18 protein-coding genes are annotated in these 21,747 nt (G+C 44.1%); 9 read left to right on the top strand and 9 right to left on the bottom strand.

Going from position 1 to position 21,747, the window contains the following annotated elements; genetic code table 11:
* Positions 1-135: 135 nt before the first annotated feature.
* A complete protein-coding gene (locus L0P88_RS23030; RefSeq protein WP_158777742.1) occupies positions 136-891 on the top strand; it encodes a sulfite exporter TauE/SafE family protein in 756 nt (251 codons plus the stop codon).
* A gap of 6 nt (positions 892-897) precedes the next feature.
* Positions 898-2,100 (top strand): DegT/DnrJ/EryC1/StrS family aminotransferase, encoded by a 1,203-nt coding sequence (locus L0P88_RS23025; RefSeq protein ID WP_247132411.1) that lies wholly within the window; start codon positions 898-900, stop codon positions 2,098-2,100.
* Here the strand turns inward: L0P88_RS23025 and ribB are convergent.
* The 8 genes from ribB to L0P88_RS22985 all read right to left on the bottom strand — a co-directional run bounded on the left by ribB (position 2,097) and on the right by L0P88_RS22985 (position 11,555).
* Positions 2,097-3,227: a 3,4-dihydroxy-2-butanone-4-phosphate synthase gene (gene ribB, locus L0P88_RS23020; protein WP_247132409.1), complete on the bottom strand. Its 1,131-nt coding sequence runs from the start codon at positions 3,225-3,227 to the stop codon at positions 2,097-2,099. The genes L0P88_RS23025 and ribB overlap by 4 nt on opposite strands.
* 1 nt (position 3,228) lies before the next feature.
* Entirely contained in the window at positions 3,229-4,656 is a 1,428-nt protein-coding gene (locus L0P88_RS23015) for an LptF/LptG family permease (RefSeq protein ID WP_247132407.1), read from the bottom strand.
* 73 nt (positions 4,657-4,729) lie between these two features.
* The gene (locus tag L0P88_RS23010; RefSeq protein ID WP_247132405.1) at positions 4,730-5,377 is read right to left on the bottom strand and encodes a LolA family protein; all 648 of its coding nucleotides are present in this window, start codon (positions 5,375-5,377) and stop codon (positions 4,730-4,732) included.
* Between the two features lie 9 nt (positions 5,378-5,386).
* On the bottom strand, positions 5,387-7,759 hold the full coding sequence (locus L0P88_RS23005) for an FtsK/SpoIIIE family DNA translocase (RefSeq protein WP_247132404.1): 2,373 nt from the start codon (positions 7,757-7,759) through the stop codon (positions 5,387-5,389).
* A gap of 60 nt (positions 7,760-7,819) precedes the next feature.
* Positions 7,820-8,185, bottom strand: coding sequence for a diacylglycerol kinase (locus L0P88_RS23000; protein ID WP_247132403.1), 366 nt, complete (start codon positions 8,183-8,185; stop codon positions 7,820-7,822).
* Positions 8,178-8,684, bottom strand: coding sequence for a thiol peroxidase (gene tpx, locus L0P88_RS22995; RefSeq protein WP_247132402.1), 507 nt, complete (start codon positions 8,682-8,684; stop codon positions 8,178-8,180). Before tpx ends, L0P88_RS23000 begins: the two co-directional genes overlap by 8 nt.
* Positions 8,685-8,770: 86 nt before the next feature.
* On the bottom strand, positions 8,771-10,261 hold the full coding sequence (nhaC, locus tag L0P88_RS22990; RefSeq protein WP_247132400.1) for a Na+/H+ antiporter NhaC: 1,491 nt from the start codon (positions 10,259-10,261) through the stop codon (positions 8,771-8,773).
* Between the two features lie 70 nt (positions 10,262-10,331).
* On the bottom strand, positions 10,332-11,555 hold the full coding sequence (locus L0P88_RS22985) for an aminotransferase class I/II-fold pyridoxal phosphate-dependent enzyme (protein WP_247132397.1): 1,224 nt from the start codon (positions 11,553-11,555) through the stop codon (positions 10,332-10,334).
* Between the two features lie 155 nt (positions 11,556-11,710).
* On the opposite strand from L0P88_RS22985, the gene L0P88_RS22980 reads away from it, so the two are divergent.
* The 3 genes from L0P88_RS22980 to lpdA all read left to right on the top strand — a co-directional run bounded on the left by L0P88_RS22980 (position 11,711) and on the right by lpdA (position 14,144).
* Positions 11,711-12,169, top strand: coding sequence for an Lrp/AsnC family transcriptional regulator (locus L0P88_RS22980; protein WP_247132396.1), 459 nt, complete (start codon positions 11,711-11,713; stop codon positions 12,167-12,169).
* Between the two features lie 99 nt (positions 12,170-12,268).
* Entirely contained in the window at positions 12,269-12,658 is a 390-nt protein-coding gene (locus L0P88_RS22975) for a hypothetical protein (protein ID WP_247132395.1), read from the top strand.
* Positions 12,659-12,737: 79 nt separating this feature from the next.
* On the top strand, positions 12,738-14,144 hold the full coding sequence (gene lpdA / locus L0P88_RS22970) for a dihydrolipoyl dehydrogenase (protein ID WP_247132393.1): 1,407 nt from the start codon (positions 12,738-12,740) through the stop codon (positions 14,142-14,144).
* Between the two features lie 33 nt (positions 14,145-14,177).
* On the opposite strand, the gene L0P88_RS22965 is transcribed toward lpdA, so the two are convergent.
* On the bottom strand, positions 14,178-15,374 hold the full coding sequence (locus tag L0P88_RS22965; protein ID WP_247132392.1) for an acyltransferase family protein: 1,197 nt from the start codon (positions 15,372-15,374) through the stop codon (positions 14,178-14,180).
* Positions 15,375-15,502: 128 nt separating this feature from the next.
* On the opposite strand from L0P88_RS22965, the gene L0P88_RS22960 reads away from it, so the two are divergent.
* The 4 genes from L0P88_RS22960 (at position 15,503) to L0P88_RS22945 (ending at position 21,745) form a co-directional block, all read left to right on the top strand.
* Positions 15,503-16,036, top strand: coding sequence for an NADPH-dependent FMN reductase (locus L0P88_RS22960; RefSeq protein ID WP_247132391.1), 534 nt, complete (start codon positions 15,503-15,505; stop codon positions 16,034-16,036).
* A 61-nt stretch (positions 16,037-16,097) separates the two neighbouring features.
* Positions 16,098-17,348 carry a tRNA lysidine(34) synthetase TilS gene (gene tilS, locus L0P88_RS22955; RefSeq protein WP_247132390.1) on the top strand — a complete coding sequence of 417 codons (1,251 nt, stop codon included), beginning with the start codon at positions 16,098-16,100 and terminating at the stop codon, positions 17,346-17,348.
* Positions 17,345-19,318: a protein-disulfide reductase DsbD family protein gene (locus L0P88_RS22950; protein WP_247132389.1), complete on the top strand. Its 1,974-nt coding sequence runs from the start codon at positions 17,345-17,347 to the stop codon at positions 19,316-19,318. The genes tilS and L0P88_RS22950 overlap by 4 nt, the downstream gene beginning before the upstream one ends.
* A gap of 30 nt (positions 19,319-19,348) precedes the next feature.
* Entirely contained in the window at positions 19,349-21,745 is a 2,397-nt protein-coding gene (locus L0P88_RS22945; RefSeq protein ID WP_247132388.1) for a penicillin acylase family protein, read from the top strand.
* The last annotated feature ends 2 nt before the right edge of the window (positions 21,746-21,747 follow it).

Raw genomic sequence — 21,747 nt, 5'->3', positions numbered from 1 at the left:
ATAAAAATTTGCGGTTTTACCGCCGGAGCCTTTGCGAAGGCGGGTGCAAATATACATAGCTTTTTATTTTCACTAAAGCGATTGGTTTTAATTTTTATGGTATTCCTTTTTTGTTTTGATGGTACATTTGTGCACATGGAAGAATTATGGCACTACCCACTTTTGGTTTTGGTGGGTTTCACCGTGGGCTTTATCAATACCATTGCAGGAGGGGCTTCCCTCATTACATTGCCCACCCTTATTTTTTTGGGACTTCCACCAGCTGTGGCCAATGGAACCAATAGAGTAGCCATAACCATTCAGACCGCTATGGGGGTAGCGGGATTTAGAAGTAAGGGGGTTTCCACGTTTCCGTTTAATTTGTACCTGGGGATAGCGGCTTTCTTTGGGGCCATCATTGGGGCACAGATAGCAGTGGACATTAAAGGGGAGACCTTTAACCGTATTCTTGCCGGTATCATGATTGCCGTAGTGCTGCTTATTGTTTTAAAACCCAAGGTAAATATGACCGATTTGGCCGAAAGACTCACAGGGAAATACCTTTGGCTGGGGATTTTTGTCTTCTTTTTAATTGGTATCTACGGAGGATTTATCAATGCTGGTATTGGTTTTGTCATCATCCTATATTTGCATTACGTACATCGTATGAATTTAGTTCGGGTCAATGCCACCAAAGTCGCTGCGGTTTTTGTGTACACTTTGGCAGCGTTGGCCGTTTTCGTTTTTAATGACAAGGTAAACTGGCTGGTCGGATGTATTTTAGCCATTGGTCAAGGTTCGGGTGCCTGGATTGCGAGCCGATTTTCGGTAAAAAAAGGGGACGGGTTCATAAAAGCATTTTTAATCATCATGGTGGTTGCAATGGCAATTCGACTGTGGTTTTTTATTTAAAGGGATATGCCTGGATTTGAATTGTTTGGGGAAGCTGAAAAAAAACAAGTACAAGATGTTTTGGACAATGGGGTCCTGATGCGTTACGGTTTTGACGGTATGCGCAAAGGGCATTGGAAAACAAAAACCTTGGAATTTGCACTGGCACAACGTATGCAGACCCAATATGCACATGCCGTAAGTAGCGGTACGGCAGCCCTAACGGTGGCCCTGGCCAGTGCGGGAGTAGGGGCAGGGGATGAAGTGATCATGCCCACTTTTACCTTTGTAGCCAGTTTTGAGTCCATTTTAGCGCTGGGTGCGGTTCCTATTCTGGTTGATGTGGACGATACATTGACCTTGGATCCCAATGCCGTTGAAAGGGCCATCACCAAAAATACCAAAGTGATCATGCCCGTACATATGTGTGGTTCCATGGCCGATTTGGATGCCTTGAAGGCCATTTGTAAAACGCATGACCTCCTGCTTTTGGAAGACGCCTGCCAGGCCATAGGGGGTTCCTATAAAGGGAAACCTTTGGGAAGTATTGGGGATTTGGGGTGTTTTTCCTTTGATTTTGTAAAAACGATTACCTGTGGTGAAGGAGGCGCTTTGATTACGGACCGTTTGGAATTCTATGAAAATGCCCATAAATATGCCGATCACGGGCATGATCATATAGGCAATGATAGGGGAGCGGAAACCCATCCCTTTCTGGGGTATAATTTTAGGATTTCTGAATTGAATGCCGCAGTGGGCTGCGCCCAAGTCCAACGCTTGGATGAGTTTGTCCATATCCAGAAAAACCATTACGCCATATTGAAGGAAGCCTTGCACTCCATCGAGGGGATTGCCTTTAGAAGGGTTCCCGAAGGGGGGAAAGAAAACTATTCCTTCCTCAATTTTTTCCTTCCTACTGCAGAATTGACCAAAAAGGCGCATGGTACTTTAGCCGAAGCTGGCGTAGATGGCTGTTTTTATTGGTATGACAACAATTGGCACTACTACCGCAAATGGGAACACCTTATTGAAAAAAAGTCGTTGGGTAATTTACCGGAACAAGTCGTGAAACAGCTTCCTGAGTATTCAACAGCTGATTTTTCAGCTTCCGATCATTGGATAGGACGAACGATTTCCTGCCTTATTAAATTGGGGTGGACGGAAAGTGAGGTAAGGCAAAGGGCAGATAAGATGTCCGAGATACTGCGAGGGATAACCCCTGAACGTTAATAGCGCACATATTCCACAATCTCCAGGCCATAGCCTACAATACCCACACGTTTGGTCTGCACCGAATTGGTCAGCAAACGGATTTTGGTAATGTTCAGATCGTGTAGGATTTGTGCCCCAACCCCAAAATCCTTGGAGTCCATTTCTATTTTTGGGGCTTTATAGATTCCTTTGGCCTGCAGCTCCTTCAATTCGCTCAACCTGCTCAGGAGCTTTATGGATTTGGAATCCTGGTTGATAAAAATAAAAGCGCCTTTTTCCTCGGCATTGATGGCTTTGAACATGTCGACCAACTTATCCTCGGGGTTATTGGTGAGCGTACCCAGAATATCATTGTTCACCAGCGTGGAATTGATCCTGGTGAGTATGCGGTCCCCTTTGTTCCAGTTTCCCTTGGTCAAGGCAATATGGACCTGATCATTGGTGGTCTGTTGATAGGCCCTTAGGCGGAATGCGCCAAATCGGGTTTGGATATCAAAGTCCTCTTTTTTTTCAATAAGGCTATCGTGCTCCATTCTATAGGCAATAAGATCCTCAATGGAGACGATTTTCAAATTGAACTTTTTGGCTACTTCAAATAGCTCGGGCAATCTGGCCATACTGCCGTCCTCATTCATTATTTCAACGATGACCCCAGCAGGTTTTAAACCCGCCAAACGTGCAAAATCAATGGCGGCTTCCGTATGCCCGGTCCGTCTGAGCACCCCACCTTCCTTTGCAATTAGGGGGAAAATATGTCCTGGGCGTCCCAGTTCATGGGCTTTGGTATTTTCATCCGTCAATGCCAAAACGGTTTTGGCACGGTCAGAAGCGGAAATACCGGTGGTAACCCCGTTTCCCCTTAGATCTACCGAAACCGTAAAGGCGGTTTCCAATGGATCGGTATTATGGGATACCATCTTATGGAGTCCCAGTTGTTTACACCTGCCTTCTGTAAGTGGGGCACAGATAAGGCCTTTTCCATGGGTGGCCATAAAGTTGATGGTCTCAGGGGTAATCAATTCGGCAGCGGCCAAAAAATCCCCTTCATTTTCCCTGTTCTCATCATCTACCACAATAATGACCTTACCCTGCCTAATATCCGCTATGGCTTCCTCTATGGTATTCAGTTTTGTGGCAATCTCCATTTTATTTGTTTTGTGCTTTCTTCTTAAACTTAAAAAATTCTGTAATACGTTGTATAAAATTACCATCACCCATCAATCCACGGTCCGCTGTGGCCCTTTTGGTGAAATAAATGCTCAAGGGCAACATGATAATGGTGGAAAGCCAGGCACCTAAGACAGGATTGAGCCCTCCTTTTTTTGCGGAATTCTCCGCAAAGACCCCAATAAAGTAATACGTTAAGAACAGAATAATGGCAATGACCATGGGAAGTCCCAATCCCCCTTTTCGTATAATGGCGCCTAATGGGGCACCCACAAAGAACAAAATAATACAGGCAAAACCTAAGGCAAACTTCTTATGTAGGGACAGAATATGCCTATTGTAGATTTCATAGCGCTTACCAAGTTCCACTTTTTTACCATTGACCGTGTTTAAAATATTGATTAGGGCGTTTTTTGCATTATTGTACAATTGTGACTCCTGCCATTCGGGAACCAGGGTAGCAAGGTCATTTAAATCAACAGTGGAATCGATTTTCTTTTCCATCGTTTCCAGGAGAATTTCCTCCTCGTTCCTTGCTTCATTGGTTTTGGTGCTGTCCTTGGTTGTTACGGGAAAGGCACCCATGCGTATGGTGATATTCTTGGAAAAGGCCTTTACCTGTTTAAGATTGTTGTCGCGAAGCGAATCGATATCCTTGGTCAGTCGGAATACATTTTTCATTTTGTCCGTCATGATATCCGATTCTGCCTCAATATCCTGATTGTTCAAGTCGGATACGTCAATGTTCTTGACATAGGTTTCAAAGTTTACACGGGTAAAGGGAAACTTTCGTTTGTCCTTGGCAGACCTTTTTTGTATTTCCTCATAATAGTAGCCATTCTTAAGTTCCAATTGAATGATATCGGAGGCTTCGCTACTGATCAATTCCCCATTTTGGGCCTTAATGACCACCGTGTTGATATTGGTCTTTGTTTTTTGGTGGATGATGACATCCTGAAGGTACTGGTCCTTGTCACCGGACTTCTTGGCCACCTTCATATTCATATCCGTTCCCTCAATATCACTGAAAACCCCTTCCACAATCACAGCAGCGGGTTTTACCTTGGCAATGTTCCGACGCATATTGAATATCTTTTGCTCCGAGGCCGGAATAATGTTATTGGCCAGAAAGAACGCCCCAATTCCCAACAAAATGACAAAAGCAATAATACTGCGCATGGCCTTCTGTAGGGAGACGCCCGAGGCTTTCATGGCAGCAAACTCGTAGTTCTCCGCAAAAGTACCAAAGGTGAGCAAGGAGGCCAGGAGGACCGTTAGGGGCAGTACTTTATCAATCAATGTGGGCATATAGTAGAACAGGAACTTGCCAATGATCAGGAGATCCAAATCCTTTCCTGCCAGATCATCAATGAACAGCCAAACGGTCTGAAAAATGAAAATCACCATCAATATGGCGAAAGAGCTGAAAAAATTATAGAGAAAACGCGATAATATATATCGGTCAATTATGGGCAACACGCTAATTCTTTATGATATAATAGCCTTCATCCTCGTATTTGGCCTCATCAAAGGTAAACAAGCTTTTTGATAAGGGTTGATTGGTTTTGAAAGAATTAACGGTAATGGTGGTCTTGGTGCCGTTCTGTCCCGTTTCAATGAGCTTGTGGATGTGCTTGGTTTCAGCATCAATCCCCAAAAGGATGGATTTGATATCCGAATTGGAATCGATGGGGGTCAGTTTTACAAACTGAATTTTTCGACCTTGAATGTTTTGCAGAATATCCCATTCGTAATTGTGCCCCTCTTTGTAAAACGTCAGCATTTTTGAAGGGGTAATCGTTTGCTCATCATTGGATTTGTCCTCTATGGTCACCTCTTCGTTATCGGGAACAACGGTATATACCTTTTTTCCATCGTACAACTGTGTGGAACCAAAGAGTTCCACCAAGTATTTATCCCCCTCCAATGTTGCGGAGCCCCTGGTCTCACTTTTGGTATTGGCATCCGTATTTTCCAGGGCATATTTAAAATCTATGGCAATGTTATCATAGGATACGACCTTGGTGTAAACTTCATCCAAAAGTGCTTTTGCCTTTTGGGAATTCTGCGCCTGTAGGGAAAAGCAAAGGGTTAGAATCGTTAGTACGGTAAGTATTTTCCTGATCATGTGTTGTATTTAATTTCTATTCTGTGTTTCGTTCTGTAAAAGCTGCTCTAAAGCCAGGATATCCGGTATCAAAACCTGTCTGGCCTTACTGCCCTCAAAGGGTCCAACAATACCGGCGGCCTCCAATTGATCAATAATGCGACCGGCCCTGTTGTATCCCAATTTCAATTTTCGTTGTATCAGGGAAGCGGAACCTTGTTGCGCATTTACGATGACCTCTGCCGCCTCCCGGAACATGCTATCGCGTTCACTGATTTCATAATCAATTCCTGTGCCAGAATCCTCGCCCACATATTCCGGTAAGAGGTGCGCATCCGGATAGGCCCGCTGCGAACCGATGTATTCCGTAATCTTTGCTACTTCCGGGGTGTCCACAAAGGCACACTGCAATCGGGTCACATCATTGCCCTGGGTAAACAACATATCCCCACGTCCGATCAATTGGTCGGCCCCTTGGGTATCCAATATGGTCCTTGAATCAATTTTAGAGGTCACCCTAAAGGCTATTCGTGCCGGGAAATTGGCCTTGATTATTCCGGTGATTACATTTACGGAGGGTCGCTGCGTGGCAATGATCAAGTGGATTCCAATGGCCCGGGCCAATTGTGCAAGTCGGGCAATAGGGGCTTCCACTTCCTTGCCGGCGGTCATGATCAAATCCGCAAACTCATCGATTACCAAAACAATATAGGGCAGGAATTTGTGGCCGTCATTGGGGTTGAGCTTTCTGGACTTGAACTTTACATTGTACTCCTTGATATTTCGGACCATGGCCAATTTCAGCAGTTCATACCGATGGTCCATTTCAATGCAAAGGGAATTGAGTGTATTGATAACCTTGGTATTGTCGGTGATAATGGCCTCTTCGGAATCGGGTAATTTTGCCAAAAAGTGACGTTCAATTTTATTGTACAGGGTCAATTCCACCTTCTTGGGATCGACCAGAACAAATTTGATCTCGGCCGGATGCTTTTTATACAACAAAGAGGTAATAACGGCGTTCAAGCCCACGGATTTTCCCTGTCCCGTAGCCCCGGCCATAAGTAGATGGGGCATTTTGGCCAAATCCACCACAAAGGTTTCATTGCTGATGGTCTTTCCAAAAGCAACGGGCAACTGCATCTCCGCTTTTTGGAATTTGGAGGAGGCGATCACGGAACGCATGGAAACAACAGTGGCATTTTTATTGGGCACCTCTATACCAATGGTACCCTTTCCAGGAATGGGGGCAATAATCCGTATACCCAATGCGGCCAATGAAAGTGCGATGTCGTCCTCCAGGTTTTTTATCCTGGAAATACGGACTCCGGCTTCAGGGACAATCTCATAAAGCGTGACCGTGGGACCTATGGTTGCTTTGATTTGTGCAATACCAATCTTGTAGTTTTTAAGGGTGGAAACAATTCTGTTCTTGTTTTCCTCCAGTTCTTCCTGATTGATGGTAATTCCCCTGGAAGCGCCATGTTCTTCCAGCAGCTGTATGGGGGGGAATTTATAGTTGCCCAATTCCAATTTGGGGTCAAACTCACCAAAATCCTTGACCAGTTTGGCCGCCTTGACGTCGGTTTCGAGTTTTTCCTCCGCTATTTTTTCAACCTTTAGATCAATTTCCTCTTCCTCCATTTTAGGGAGGTTCACATCCAAACCGGATTCGGGATTCAATGGCGGAATGTCCTTTTTGTGTGTGTACGTATCTATTTTGATTTCTTCGTCACCGGTTTCCAAACTCAATTCAATGGATTCTTTTTTGGAATCCACTATTTCGACCTTGGCCTTTGGTTTGGGTTTTGGGAAATTGACGTTTTTAAAATAATTCCCTATGCCCTCGGGTGAAAAATTGAACAATCGCACCATAATGACCACAAGGGTAAATAACAAAAGGAGGAAGACCCCAATTTTACCCATATAGTCCTGGAGAAAGTCATTCATTTCAAAGCCGATCTGACCTCCAAGTAGTGGTTGTTCATAAAAGAGGAACCCCAGGGCAATGGAAACCCAAACAATACCCAACAGTCCCCAAATCCATTTCCCCAAAAGGCTTGACCCTTTGAGTCCCAAAAACCAGTACAAACCTGTTACCGCCAATAAAACGGGAAAGGCAAAAGAGGCGAGCCCAAATCCCTTGAACATGAAAAAATGACTGATTGCTGCACCAAATTTGTTCAATAGATTATCGGTTTCGGCATTTCTGTCCGAAAACTCACTGAGAAGGCTTTGGTCTTCCTGCCAGGTGAAGTAGAATGAAATGAAAGAAAAAAACAGGGCAATACTTAAAACGATCAAAAAGCTGCCAAAGATGATTTTATTCTTCTTTGACACCCTAAGGGGGGATTGCTTTTTCTTTGCGGAAGCAGCCTTTGATTTTCTTCGCTTGGTCGCCATTTCTAAAATAAGGAGCTAAGTTACAAATTTACGTTTCCTAAAGGGCCGGGGGATGTTGCGCTAAAAAACTTTTGGCCAATAAATGATACAGCCAACGATGACGGCCACAATGGAAACGACCATTACGGCCCCAGCAGAAATATCTTTGATTAATCCTATTTTTTTGTCGTATTCCGGTTGAATGTAGTCCGCGATTTTTTCAACGGCCGTATTTAACCCCTCTATTCCCATGACCATTCCAATGCAGATACACTGTAACATCCACTCTGTTTTGGATATTCCAAAATAGAAGCCCGCCAAGGTCACCGCAAGGGCTATCACCAGTTGGATTTGGATACTGGACTCTGTCCTAATAAGGATAAAAAGGCCTTTAAAGGCAAAGCCAATACTTTTGATCCGGTTGATGATAAAAGGCTCCTTAGGCATCCATTAGTGCTTCCAGCGCAGCTTTATAATTGGGTTCGTCCACAATTTCAGGGACCTGCTCGGAATAGGTTACCGTACCGTTCTCGTCCAAAACCACAACGGCCCTTGAGTGAAGTCCCTGTAACGGGCCATCCGTAAACTCAACGTTATAGGATTTCCCGAAATTGCCATCACGGAAATCGGAAAGGGTCTCTACCTTTTCAATGCCCTCAGCTCCACAGAAACGGGCTTGCGCAAAGGGAAGGTCCTTGGATATACAAAGAATTTTGGTGTTCTCAAGTTCGGCCGCCTCCTGGTTGAATTGCCTAACGGATTGGGCGCAGGTTCCGGTGTCAATACTTGGAAAAATGTTCAAGACGACTTTTTGTCCTTTGTAATCGGCCAAGGTAGTTGCGCCCAGATCATTTTTGACCAATGTGAAATCAGGTGCCTGACTTCCATTGGCTGGGAGATTTCCCATGGTATGTATTTCGTTTCCTTTTAAGGTTACTGTAGCCATTTTATACGTGTTTAAAAGTGAATTATCGTCTGTTTTCCCCCATTATAGGGAAGGAGTTGCGAAGGTATAAAATTTGAAGTCGAATTCTATGCTTTGGAAGCGTTAACCAATTGTTTTATCTTGATTTTAAAAGCGGCAAAGAAGAGGGTCATAAAAGGGCTTAGCCAATTAAAAATGGCATAGAAAAAATAATCGCCCACGGCCACTCCCAAAACACCACTGTGATAAGCCCCACAGGTATTCCACGGAACCAAAACAGAGGTTACCGTCCCGGAATCCTCCAAGGTCCGACTCAGGTTCTCGGGGGCCAATCCGCGTTCTTCATAGGCTTTGGAAAACATTTTGCCCGGGACCACCAGGGCCAAATACTGATCGGATGCCGTGACATTCAAAGCCAGACAGCTGCCCACCGTACTGGCGAAAAGCCCGAAAGTGGTCTTGGCCAGATTCAACAAGGATTTGGTAATACGCTGTAAAGCACCTATACCATCCATAATCCCTCCAAAGACCATGGCACAGACAATAAGCCAAATGGTTCCCAACATGCCTGCCATTCCCCCAGATGAAAAGAGCTCGTTCAAGGCAGGGTCGGAAGTTTCCACAGCGGTATCAACGGTTATGGCATTCAAAATTCCCTTGTAGCCCGTCGCGAAATCCAAATGGGGCCCACCGCCAATTTTGGCCACGATATCCGGTTGAAAAATTAAGGCAAAAACCCCGCCCAATAGCGTTCCTATCAACAACCCCAGCAAGGGTGGCGCTTTCCTAACGATAAATAGGATTACAACGACCGGCACTATAAAAAGCCAACCATTGATATTAAAGGAAGAATTAATGGTGGACAAAATTGTTCCTGTATCGGCAACACCGGAGGTATCATTGGTAAAGCCAATTATGATGAAGACCAAAAGCGTAATCGAAATGGTAGGAATTGTGGTCCATGCCATATAGCGTATATGCGAGAACAACTCGCCACCGGCCATGGCCGGAGCCAGATTGGTGGTGTCGCTCAAAGGGGACATTTTATCCCCAAAATAGGCTCCGGATAGTACCGCACCTGCGGTCATCCCCAAAGAAATGCCCAAAGCTTCGCCAATGCCCACCAAAGCAATACCCACCGTGGCTGCTGTGGTCCAACTGCTTCCGGTGGCAATGGAAATAATGGCGCAAATAATGACACAGGCCGCCAGGAAAATGGTGGGGTTCAATATTTGAAGCCCGTAATAGACCATGGCAGGGATAATTCCGCTGACCAGCCATGTGCCCGCCAAGGCCCCAACCATTAAAAGAATCAGTAATGCACCGGTAGTGGAACGCACGTTTTCCGCCACTTCCGCCAGCATCTGTTTGTAGGAGACCTTATTGAAGAAACCTACGGTGGCGGCAACGGCACCGCCCATAAGAAGTATAAATTGATTGGAACCACTCAAGGCATCGTCCCCAAACACATATACATTGTACGCCAACATGCCCACCAGGGCAACCACGGGAATCAAAGCTTCCCATATGTTCAGTTCCCTATTTTCAACTACTTGTTCATCCTGTCTGTACTTGGCTTTCTTGGTCTTTTGGGTCATGGGCTATTGAGTTGTGCAAGCCTAATATTACAACTTTGAGACCTGTTGTGCAAACCTGGAAGGGTTCCTTCTAGGCCAATGTGGTGGTTTTGGGGCCCAGGATATGGAGTCTTTCCATACAGTGTTTCATCCGTAGATAGGTATTTTCAATGTTGTTGTCCAGACCGATTGAAAACCGGATCAGGCCATCCGTTAAACCCATCTCCTCTTGTTCTTCCAAGGGTATTTCCGACGAGGTCGAGGTACCGGGAGCACTGAACAAGGTCTTATAGAATCCAAGGCTTACGGCCAAATAGCCCAGGTTTTCCTTTTGCATCAATTCCATTAGGGCATTCGCTTTGTCCAGGGAACCCACATCAAGGGTCATTAATCCGCCAAAACCATATTGTGGATTCATTTGCTCCTTCATGGTGTTATGACCGGGGTGGGAGGAAAGCCCGGGATACGCTACTTTTAATCCATCTTCCTGGAATTTTTGGGCCAGGTAGAGCGTATTTTCACTATGCTTTTTGATTCGAATATGCAGGGTTCGCATATTCTTCAAAATAGAGGCCGCACGTAAACTGTCCAAAGTACTACCCATGAGCATTCCAGCTCCGTTATTGACATCTTTGAGGCTTAGGCAAAATTCGGTTGAAGCACAGACTGCACCTGCCACACAATCGCTGGATCCATTAATGAATTTGGTAAGGCTGTGAATTACAATATCCGCGCCCAGGTGCACTGGGCTTATACTTAGCGGAGAGAAGGTGTTGTCCACTACCAGGGGAATACCATGGGCTTTGGCCAATTTGGATAGGGAACGAATATCCGCTACCTCCAGTAATGGATTGCTTATGGCTTCACAATAAAGCATTTTAGTGTTCTTGGTAATGGATTTTTCCACCTTTTCCAAATTGGTTATGTCCACGAAAGAGGTGTCAATGGCCAACTTTGGCAAAAAGTTTTTCATAAGGGCATAGGTACCCCCATAAATGGTTCGGCTGCTCACAATATGGCTGCCTGCTTCACAGCGTTGCATGATCACTGCGGAAATCGCGCCCATTCCAGAAGCGTAGACATTGGCGGTTTCCGTGCCTTCCAAAGCGGCAAGGGCTTCGCCCAAATACAGGTTTGAAGGGGAGGAATGTCTACTGTACAGGTAACAGCCCTCGGTATTGCCCTCAAAGGTATCGAACATCTTTTTTGCGGAAAGAAAGGTGTAGGTCGAGGAATCCGATATGGATGGATTCACTCCACCAAATTCACCGAAATAGTGAAGGTCCTGTAGCTTTTGTGCCGATTTGTTTTTCATTATGAAATAGAATTTAACTACTAAAATCTTTTATTTCAATATGAAATTCAATGATATTAATCATAAATAGTAAATTATTTTAAATATGTACAATTATTTAGAATTTTATTCTATTTTAATTAAATTGCACGCGGTCGAACGAAAAATCATCGGAAATGACTTTGGATCAAACAGATAGAAAACTGTTGAATCTTTTACAGGAAGACTGCAAACGCACTACAAAAGCTTATGCCGCCGAACTGGGACTTTCCACTACAGCGGTTTTTGAACGCATTCGAAAGCTGGAACGTGAAAATGTGATAACCCATTATGTGGCCCTGGTGGACAGGGAGGCCATTCGTAGGTCGTTTACCGTATTCTGCCACGTAAAATTGGTACAGCACACCAAAGAAAATGTGATACGGTTTGAACATCAGGTCCAACAACTGGACGAGGTACAGGAATGTCACCATATCAGCGGGGATTATGATTATATCCTCCGGGTAAACGTTGCCGATATGACCGCCTACAGGGAGTTTATGGTACACAAGCTTACGGCAATCGATCAAATTGGAAGCACGCAAAGTTCCTTTGGTATCAATGAGGTCAAAAAGACTACGGCCATAGCACTTTAAGAAAGTTTAACCTAAAACGACGTTAAAAAAGGGGTGCTTGTGCACTATTTACACCTAACTTGAGGTTGTTACATCAAATCAATCAAAAAACAACCCAACATGACACCCAGGCTTCGGTTCGCCTTAACACTATTTGCCACACTCATTGGTTTGTCCGTTCTGCTGTTATACACCACTTTGGTGGAGGATGTGCTTTTTAAAGGTGTTGCTTTTTGCAATGCCGACAGTATACAATTAACATTTAAAACCTTAGGTATCGGCTCGGCAGGATTGATTACCGGTTTTTTGACATCGCTCTTGGTCCTACAGGACAATTATTATCCCAATCTTGTGCTCTCCGCGGCCGTTCTGGCCAAGGTTTTGATCTTTGTGGGTTGTGAGGCCAATCCCAGTCCATTTTGGTATGATTTGCTACTAAGTACAACCCTGCTCTCCGGTCTGTGGATGGGGTATTATGGTGGGATTAAATTTCCGCTCTCCCCAGCCTAAATCTGCAATTGTTCCCGAAAAACATTCGTATTTTTGAGGTCGTTCCAAAAATAATTCTAATTAGGAAATCCTTTTATATATGAGTCAATATGATGTAGCCGTTATCGGTTCTGGCCCTGGGGGGTACGTGGCCGCTATCCGATGTGCCCAATTGGGTATGAAAACAGCAATTGTGGAGAAATATGCCACCTTGGGCGGTACCTGTCTAAATGTAGGTTGTATTCCCTCAAAGGCCTTGTTGGACTCGTCCCATCATTATGAAGATGCAGTAAAACATTTTGAGGAACATGGGATTGACATCCCTGGCGAAATCAAAGTAAACTTAAAACAGATGATTTCCCGTAAAGATGGTGTAGTGGACCAAACCACCAAGGGAATTCAGTTTTTAATGGATAAAAACAAAATTGATGTTTTTGAAGGCCTTGGGAGTTTTAAGGATGCTACTCACATTGACATTAAAAAGGCGGATGGAAAAACAGAAACCATTGAAGCCAAGAATACGATCATTGCCACGGGTTCCAAGCCCTCTACCTTACCCTTTATTGAGATTGACAAGGAACGGATTATTACGTCCACCGAAGCCTTGAAACTATCCGAAATTCCAAAACACATGATCGTGATTGGCGGAGGGGTCATAGGATTGGAACTGGGTCAAGTGTATAAACGTTTGGGAGCGGAAGTGAGCGTTATTGAATATATGGACCGAATCATACCAGGTATGGACGGTGCACTGTCCAAGGAATTGATGCGGTCCATGAAAAAACAAAAAGTAAAATTCTTTTTGTCCCACAAGGTGAAATCCGTGGAGCGTAAGGACACTGAAATCATTGTGAAAGCGGATGACAAAAAGGGCCAGGAGGTCGAGTTTAAAGGCGATTATTGCTTGGTTTCCGTTGGTCGAAGACCTTATACGGATGGACTAAATGCCGAAGCGGCAGGGGTTCAACTGGACGAAAGGGGCCGCGTAACGGTAAATGACCATTTGCAGACTACGGCACCCAATATTTATGCCATTGGTGATGTCATACGTGGTGCCATGTTGGCCCATAAGGCTGAGGAAGAGGGGACCATGGTGGCCGAAATCCTGGCGGGACAGAAACCACATATTGATTATAACCTAATTCCTGGAGTGGTCTATACGTGGCCGGAGGTTGCCGCGGTTGGTAAAACCGAGGAAGAGTTAAAAGAAGCAGGTGTGGACTACAAAGTTGGACAATTTCCAATGCGGGCACTGGGTCGAGCCCGTGCCAGCATGGACATTGATGGTTTTGTGAAGATTCTTGCCGATGCCAAAACCGATGAGGTTTTAGGTGTACATATGATTGGCGCGCGTTGCGCGGATTTAATTACCGAAGCGGTAACCGCAATGGAGTTTAGGGCTTCTGCCGAGGACATGGCCCGAATGAGCCATGCGCACCCAACCTATGCCGAAGCTGTGAAGGAAGCTGCCCTGGCCGCCACGGAGGATAGGGCCATCCATGTGTAAGCTCGAAATGTGTGGATGTAATAGAACCGCTTTTTAGTTTTTGGAAGTAGCCAAAAAACGTAGGAAGGACATCTTAATTCGTACCAATTGCTCCTTGATAACTGGAATGGCCCTCTTGGAGAATAGGGATAGCTGCATTTTTCCGTTTGCAACAAGCGCGGCTCCCTTTTCCTTTAATTCGCTTTCCCTACGGTTGTACTGAAGTGCCAAATACGTACATACCAACATAAACAGTACGGCACCAGTAATTGCAAGTGACGGATGTAGTTGGTGGTGAAAGAATTTATACAATCCCAGGCCCGTAAAGCTCCCATAAAGGATGATGAAATGGATAACATATATGGATAGCGTATGGGATCCAATGTTCAATAGGGTTGTATTGATCAATATCTTACGGATCAGCATAAATACGGCAAATACAACAAACACGTCCCCCAGGCGAATAAATAAATAATTGTTAGAATAAATAAGGGCAAACAAATCGATACCGGTCATTTCGTGCAGCGCCATGAACATGGGTGAAGAGAAGTAAATAAGAAATACCCCTAAAATTAGGGCTGACACGATTGAGACGGGGTACAATAGTTTAAAATCCTTGAATTTTATAAATACTATGGACAGGGCAGCGCCCAAGGTGGTATAACCCAGCCACGGAATAATGGTGAATACGGAACCATTGGCCTTACTCAAATAATTGGCCAGGCCCGAAGGCAACCAGGAAAAAGACCATTGCTTGTAAACGGGTTCAAAAAGAAACAACAGTACAGTGGTGGAAAGCAACAGTAAGGGAAAAAAATAGGCTTTCCTTCGACTGGTCAAAAGATAAAAACCAATGATGGCCAAAATGGACAGACCTATACAATGAAGCACATCCACCAAGTAAAAACCATCATAGATTTGTCCCTTTAGAAGCCCAAATAAGTTTAATCGCAGCGCATAACCAATCACCAACAGTTGCAACCCTCGTTTTATGCCCTTGCGTATGCGCGGGTTTTCAAACCCTTTTTCCGGCACCCTCAACAAGAGGTAGGTAAAGATGAATCCCGAAACCGTAAAGAAAACAGGAGCGGTAATTCCCCTAAAGTACAGCCATACGGAATAAACGGAATTGTCGGGATTTCTGAAAAGGGGATCCAAAAGCCCATCGATAAAATGACCCTGGAGCATCATTAAGATTGCCCATGCCCTCATGGCATCTATAAAAAACAATCTTTTGGACTCAACTTTCATCTGTAGTTCTTCACTTAATATTCGTAATCCAGAGGGATTTGGATTATTTTAGGTGCCAAAATTAGATAAAAAACACGCAATAGGCTGATTTTTAGAGATTATTGCTGAATACATTAACTTTTTTGAACATGGCTAAGATTTTAGCATTCGCAGGAAGTAATTCTTCCACATCCATTAATTACAAATTGGTAAAATATACGGTATCATTGATTCAAAATCATGAAACCCGCTTGTTGAACATGGCCAATTATCCCTTTCCGCTATATAGTGAGGACCTGGAAAGAAAAGAAGGGTATTCAAATTCATTGGTGGAATTGAAGAATGATATCCAAAAAATGGACGCCCTCATTATTTCCGTGAATGAACACAACGGCAATCCATCGGCTTACTTCAAAAATCTACTGGACTGGTTGTCCCGATTGGAACGTAAGTTTTTATTGGGAAAAAAGGTACTGTTGATTTCCACGTCCAGGGGAAAAGGTGGCGGTAAGGGTGCACTGGGCGTTACTGAAAAACTAGTGCCACGATTTGGAGCCGAAGTGGTCGCTACGTTTTCCATGCCCTCATTTGCCGAAAACTTTGATAATTCCGGAAAAATCGTAACCCAGGAATTGGCCGATCAACATCGGGCTGCTTTGGACAAATTCCTGGAAATTCTTTAAGTCTTACTTTTGTCCGGTGTTGGACAAGTTGAATAGCCATATTGAAAATCACTTTCCTTTTTTGAAAAAAAAGGGATTATTGCTGGCTTGCAGCGGAGGGATGGATAGTATGGTATTGGCCCATCTATTGTTGGAGAACGGCTATAATTTTTCCATTGCCCATTGTAATTATAAGCTTAGGGCCATGGATTCCGATAGGGATGAAGAATTTGTGGCTGCCTGGGCCACAAAAAATAAAATAACGGCTTTCTTTAAAACTTTTGACCTAAGCCACGAAACGGGTTCCGTGCAACTCAAAGCAAGGGAACTGCGGTACGATTGGTTTCAAAAACTGGCAACAACCAAAGGTTTTGACCATATCCTTACGGCCCATCATTTGGATGATGATTTGGAAACCTTTCTCATCAATCTTTCCAGAGGTACAGGTTTGGAAGGTTTGCGGGGAATTCCAAGAAAAAACCAGGATATCATCAGGCCTTTACTGACTTTTTCCAAAGATGAAATTTTGGAATTTGCCAAGGCAAATGGCATTACCTGGAGGGAGGACCTTAGCAACAAGGATGTAAAATACCTAAGAAATGAAATTCGTCATGAAATCATTCCAAAATTAAAGGAGCTGAATGCTACTTTTCTTTCCAACTTCCAACAAACGCAGGAGTATCTGGACTACAGTAGTCAGTTGTTGGGGAATTACAAAGAAGAATTGAAAGTTGGACTTTTTACGGAAACGGACGGTGAAATCCACATCCCAATATCGGAATTGGATAAGCTAAATCCATTGAAAGGGTATCTCCACCTACTTTTTAGGGATTTTGGATTTACCCAGTGGGAAGATTTGACCCATTTGCTTACGGTCCAAAGTGGAAAGGAAGTACGGTCGCGGACCCACCGCATGATAAAGGATAGGGATTATTTGATTTTGGCCCCCATTGCCAAATCCGAAGAAAAGGTATTTCTGCTTACCGAAGATGAAAACCACATAAAAGAACCGTTGCAGCTTACGATGGATGTGGTAGATGTCATAGGAGCCTTTTCGCCCAATGTGATTTATGTTGATAAGGAAAAGTTAAACTATCCGTTAAAATTAAGGAAATGGAAAATTGGCGACTACTTTTATCCGTTGGGAATGGAAGGGAGAAAAAAACTGTCGAAATTTTTTAAGGATGAAAAGTATACGACCCTTCAAAAAGAAAGCCAATGGCTCCTTTGTTCGGGGGATAAGATAGTTTGGGTGTTGGGAAAACGATTGGATGATAGGTTTAAAGTAACGGGAGTAACAAAAGAAATTCTAAAGTTCACATGGGTTTCATGAAATATACAGTTCTTTTATTGGCAACACTTTTGCCGTCCATTTTTGGATATGCCCAATCCGATGATAACCCGGCAGTTTGGAGCCACGAAGTGGTCGAAATCGAGGATGGGTATGAATTGATTTTTAAGGCGGACATTTACCAGGACTGGTTTATCTACTCCCTGTACACCGCGGAAGGAGGGTCAATGCCCAGTGAATTTGAATTTGTGGGAGCCGGTACGGACTACGAGCTCCTTGGCCCTACCGAGGAAGGGAAAACCTATAAAAAATATACGGAGGTCTTTGATGTTGAAGAAACCTTCTTTAAGGAAAAAGCACTTTTTAAACAGAAGATTGGACTTCTCAATACGGATATAAAACAGGTTGAAGTCATTCTTTATTACCAGATTTGTAAGGAAGTTTGTGTTCTAAAAGAGGAGGTTTTTACCATTTCGCTGAGTGGAGGGGAAGTGGTTGTGGAAAATCGCACACTTGACGAACGCAGTTTGGCAATGACCAATGCCCTAAAGTTGGATTTAAAGCAAAAATCCAAATTGGAGGAAGGTTCAATACATCAAAAATCTGCCTCAACCAACTTTTGGATGCTTTTTGGATTGGGCTTTTTGGGCGGATTCATTGCGTTGCTTACGCCCTGCGTTTTCCCGTTGATCCCTTTAACGGTGTCCTTCTTTACCAAGCACTCCGGAAATCGTTCCAAAGGAATAAAAAGCGCCTTGCTCTATGGGTTTTTTATTGTCCTGATTTACTTTTTATTGAGTCTTCCCTTTCACCTATTTGATTCCGTCGATTCCCAAATACTGAATACCATTGCAACAAATGTATGGTTGAACGTGTTTTTCTTTGCCATTTTCGTCTTTTTTGCATTTTCATTTTTTGGATATTATGAACTTACCTTACCCAATTCCTGGGCCAATAAATTGGATAGGGCTTCCAACAAGGTTGGTGGTGGTTTGGGAATCTTTTTTATGGCGCTTACCCTGGCCATAGTCTCCTTTTCCTGTACCGGACCTATTTTGGGAGGACTCTTGGGAAGTACAACATTGGCGCAGGGCAGTGTGGCTACCAATCTTACCATTGGAATGACTGGGTTCGGGTTGGCATTGGCCCTTCCTTTTGCCTTATTTGCCCTCTTTCCAACGTGGTTGAATTCATTGCCCAAATCCGGTGGTTGGATGACTACGGTAAAAGTGGTATTGGGCTTCCTTGAGCTTGCCATGGCCTTTAAGTTCCTATCCAATGCGGATTTGGTGGGGAATTGGGGCATTTTTAAACGTGAGATTTTCTTGGGTATTTGGATTGTTATTTTTCTGTTATTGGCACTTTACCTTTTTGGAATCTTTCGTTTTCCACATGATGGGCAAAAGCAAAAACCATCCCTGGGGAGAAAAGCGACCGGGGTGTTCAGTCTGGCGTTTGCGGTATATCTCGTCCTGGGATTGACGAACATTACCCATCTTAAACCCTTGAGTGGTTTTCCACCCCCCGATTTTTATTCCATTTCAGAAAAACAGAGTGACTGTCCATTGGGATTGGACTGTTACAAGGTTTTTGAAGAAGGTGTGGCCGCCGCCCGGGAAATGAACAAACCCATATTATTGGATTTCACGGGTTGGGGTTGTGTGAACTGTAGGAGGATGGAGGAAAATGTATGGAGTGACCCCAAGATTTATCCGATGCTCAGGGATGATTATGTCTTGATTTCGCTTTATGTGGACGATCGAAAAGAGCTTCCGGAATCACAGCAATTTGATTTCCAATATGAATCCGGTCGTATCAAGACCATTAAAACAATTGGGCAAAAATGGGGTACTTTTCAGACCATCAATTTCAATTCGGCCTCCCAACCCTATTACGTACTGCTTTCTCCAGAATTGGAAGTTTTGAACACCGCCGTGCAGTATGTGGATACGGATACTTACGAAGAATGGCTAAAATTCGGATTAAATCAATACCAATTGTCCATGAATTAGTATTTTAGTTAGCAACTAAAATACCCCACCATGAATAAACTGAAGAGAGTGCTATTAGTCCTGCTGGGGCTAATTACGCTGGTAGTTTTTGCAGCATTTATTTTTCTGAACAGCCTAACCCCCACTTATGAAGGGGAAAAGGAGATGGTTGCCATTTCCGATACCGTTCAAGTGTATTTTGACTCCTACGGTATTCCGCATATTTATGCGGCCAACGAGGAAGATGCCATGCGTGCCCTGGGTTATGTCCATGCCCAGGACAGACTTTGGCAAATGGAGCTATTGCGAAGGGCAGGATCGGGAAGGCTATCCGAAGTTTTTGGCGAGATAACACTGGAAACGGATAAGTTTTTTCTTTCCCTGGGAATCGATGACCACAATGAAGAAGCCTTGGCAAATTTGGACAGCAACCACCCCAGTGCGATCTTGGCCAATGCGTATTTGGATGGAATCAATCAATTTATCGAAGATGGCCCAACACCGATTGAATTCTATTTAACGGGACTCGAGAAGCAAAAATTTGTATTGAAAGATGTCTACAACGCTGTGGCCTATATGGGTTTTACCTTCAATAAAGGGGCAAGGGACATCGTGAACACCAACTTGCTCAAGGTATTGGATTCGTCTTATACGAATGAGCTTTTTGCGAATGACCCCTCCAAGGAAATCAAAATTCCGGTATATAGGGATTCTTCGGTTGTTGCACTTGAAGCTATCCAAAGGCGAATTGCGAGTGCCCTTGATAACCTGCCCATCCCAGAAATTTATGGCAGCAATAGTTGGGTGTTGGCGCCTGAAAAAACAGCTACGGGCAAAGTGTTGTTTGAAAATGACCCACATATTGCCCAGGCGCAACCTTCAGTTTGGTATGAAGCCCATTTGGTGACCCCAAATTATGAGAAATACGGTTATTATTTGGCGGGGGTCCCTTTTCCGTTGCTGTCCCATGACCGTAAGATGGTCCATGGTTTTACCATGTTGGCCAATGACGATACCAATTTTTACTATGAAGAACAACATCCAAATGACACCACCCTGTATCGTTTCAAAGACGAATGGAGGAAGTTTGAATATGTGAACAAAACAATTCAGGTAAAGGATGTGGGAGCAATCGATTTTCAATATCGAAAAACGCATCACGGGCCAATTGTGAATGCCAATCATGCCAATAGGACCCGAGTGGAAGGGGAACGTTTGGTAAGTATGTACTGGTTGTTTACCCAATTCGAAAATAGGTTGGTCCAAGGCCTCTATGGGTTAAACCACGCTTCGGATATGCAGGAATTCAGTAAGTTCCTGCCCAATATCCATGCACCTGGGCTCAATGTGATGTACGGAGATGCAGAGGGTAATATCGCGTGGTGGGGAACGGCAAAACTGTACCAAATGCCGGATAGTACAAGCACCAAGTTTATTTTGGATGGTGCTAACGGAGACAATGAGCCCGTTACCTATTTAAGTTTTGGGCATAATCCAAAATCGATCAATCCACCGGCATCTTATGTGTATTCCGCAAACAATCAACCGGATTCCACGGCGGGAATGTACGTCCCGGGCTATTTTGCAAATTCCAGCAGACGTGCGGGACGAATAATAGACTTGATGGAAGCCAAAAAAGAAGGATGGACCATGGACGATATGAAACGAATGGTCAATGACATTACCTTACGAACGGCAACGGATAGGATTGCGAGTTTTCTGAAGGATATGGAAATAGAGGGGCTGTCCACGGAACAACTGGCATATTTGGATGTGTTAAAGGCTTGGGATGGGAGTTTTGACCTAAAAAGTGTTGGGGGATTGTTTTTTGAGAAAATGGGGCAAAACCTGCATAGGAATATTTTTGCGGATGAGTTTTCCTCAAAGGAGGAATATCTTTCCTATACGGTACAATTGAAGCTGAGAAAAGTGTTCGATAACCCCGAGTCCATTTGGTGGGATGATGTCACTACTAAGGACATTAAGGAAAATCGAACCCAGATCGTCACCCGTTCTTTCAAGGATACATGGGAGCAATTGACCAAGGAACTGGGTGGGGACCATACCAATTGGACCTGGGATAAGGCCCATTATTTGGAACATGACCATCCCATGGGCAGGGTCGCTTCCCTGAAAAAGTATTTTACCGTAGGGCCGTTTCCATCCTCGGGTACTTCGGGCACCTTGAACAATCAGGGTTTTAGGACCATGGCGGATGGACGCTACAAGGTTTCCAGTATTCCTTCTACCCGGAGGATTGTGGACTTTTCGGATATTGAAAACAGTATCAGCATATTGCCAACAGGGCAGTCTGGCAATCCCCTGAGCAAGCATTACAAAGATCAGGCGGAAATGTTTGTCAATGGGGAGTTCCGAAAGATGATGATGAACGAGGAGGAAATCAAATCAACTTCACCACATTTATTAATTTTTAGCCCCAAAAAGTAAGC

This window comes from Muricauda sp. SCSIO 64092 (assembly GCF_023016285.1).
GTDB lineage: Bacteria > Bacteroidota > Bacteroidia > Flavobacteriales > Flavobacteriaceae > Croceivirga.
This window is presented reverse-complemented; position numbering and strand designations above follow the sequence as displayed.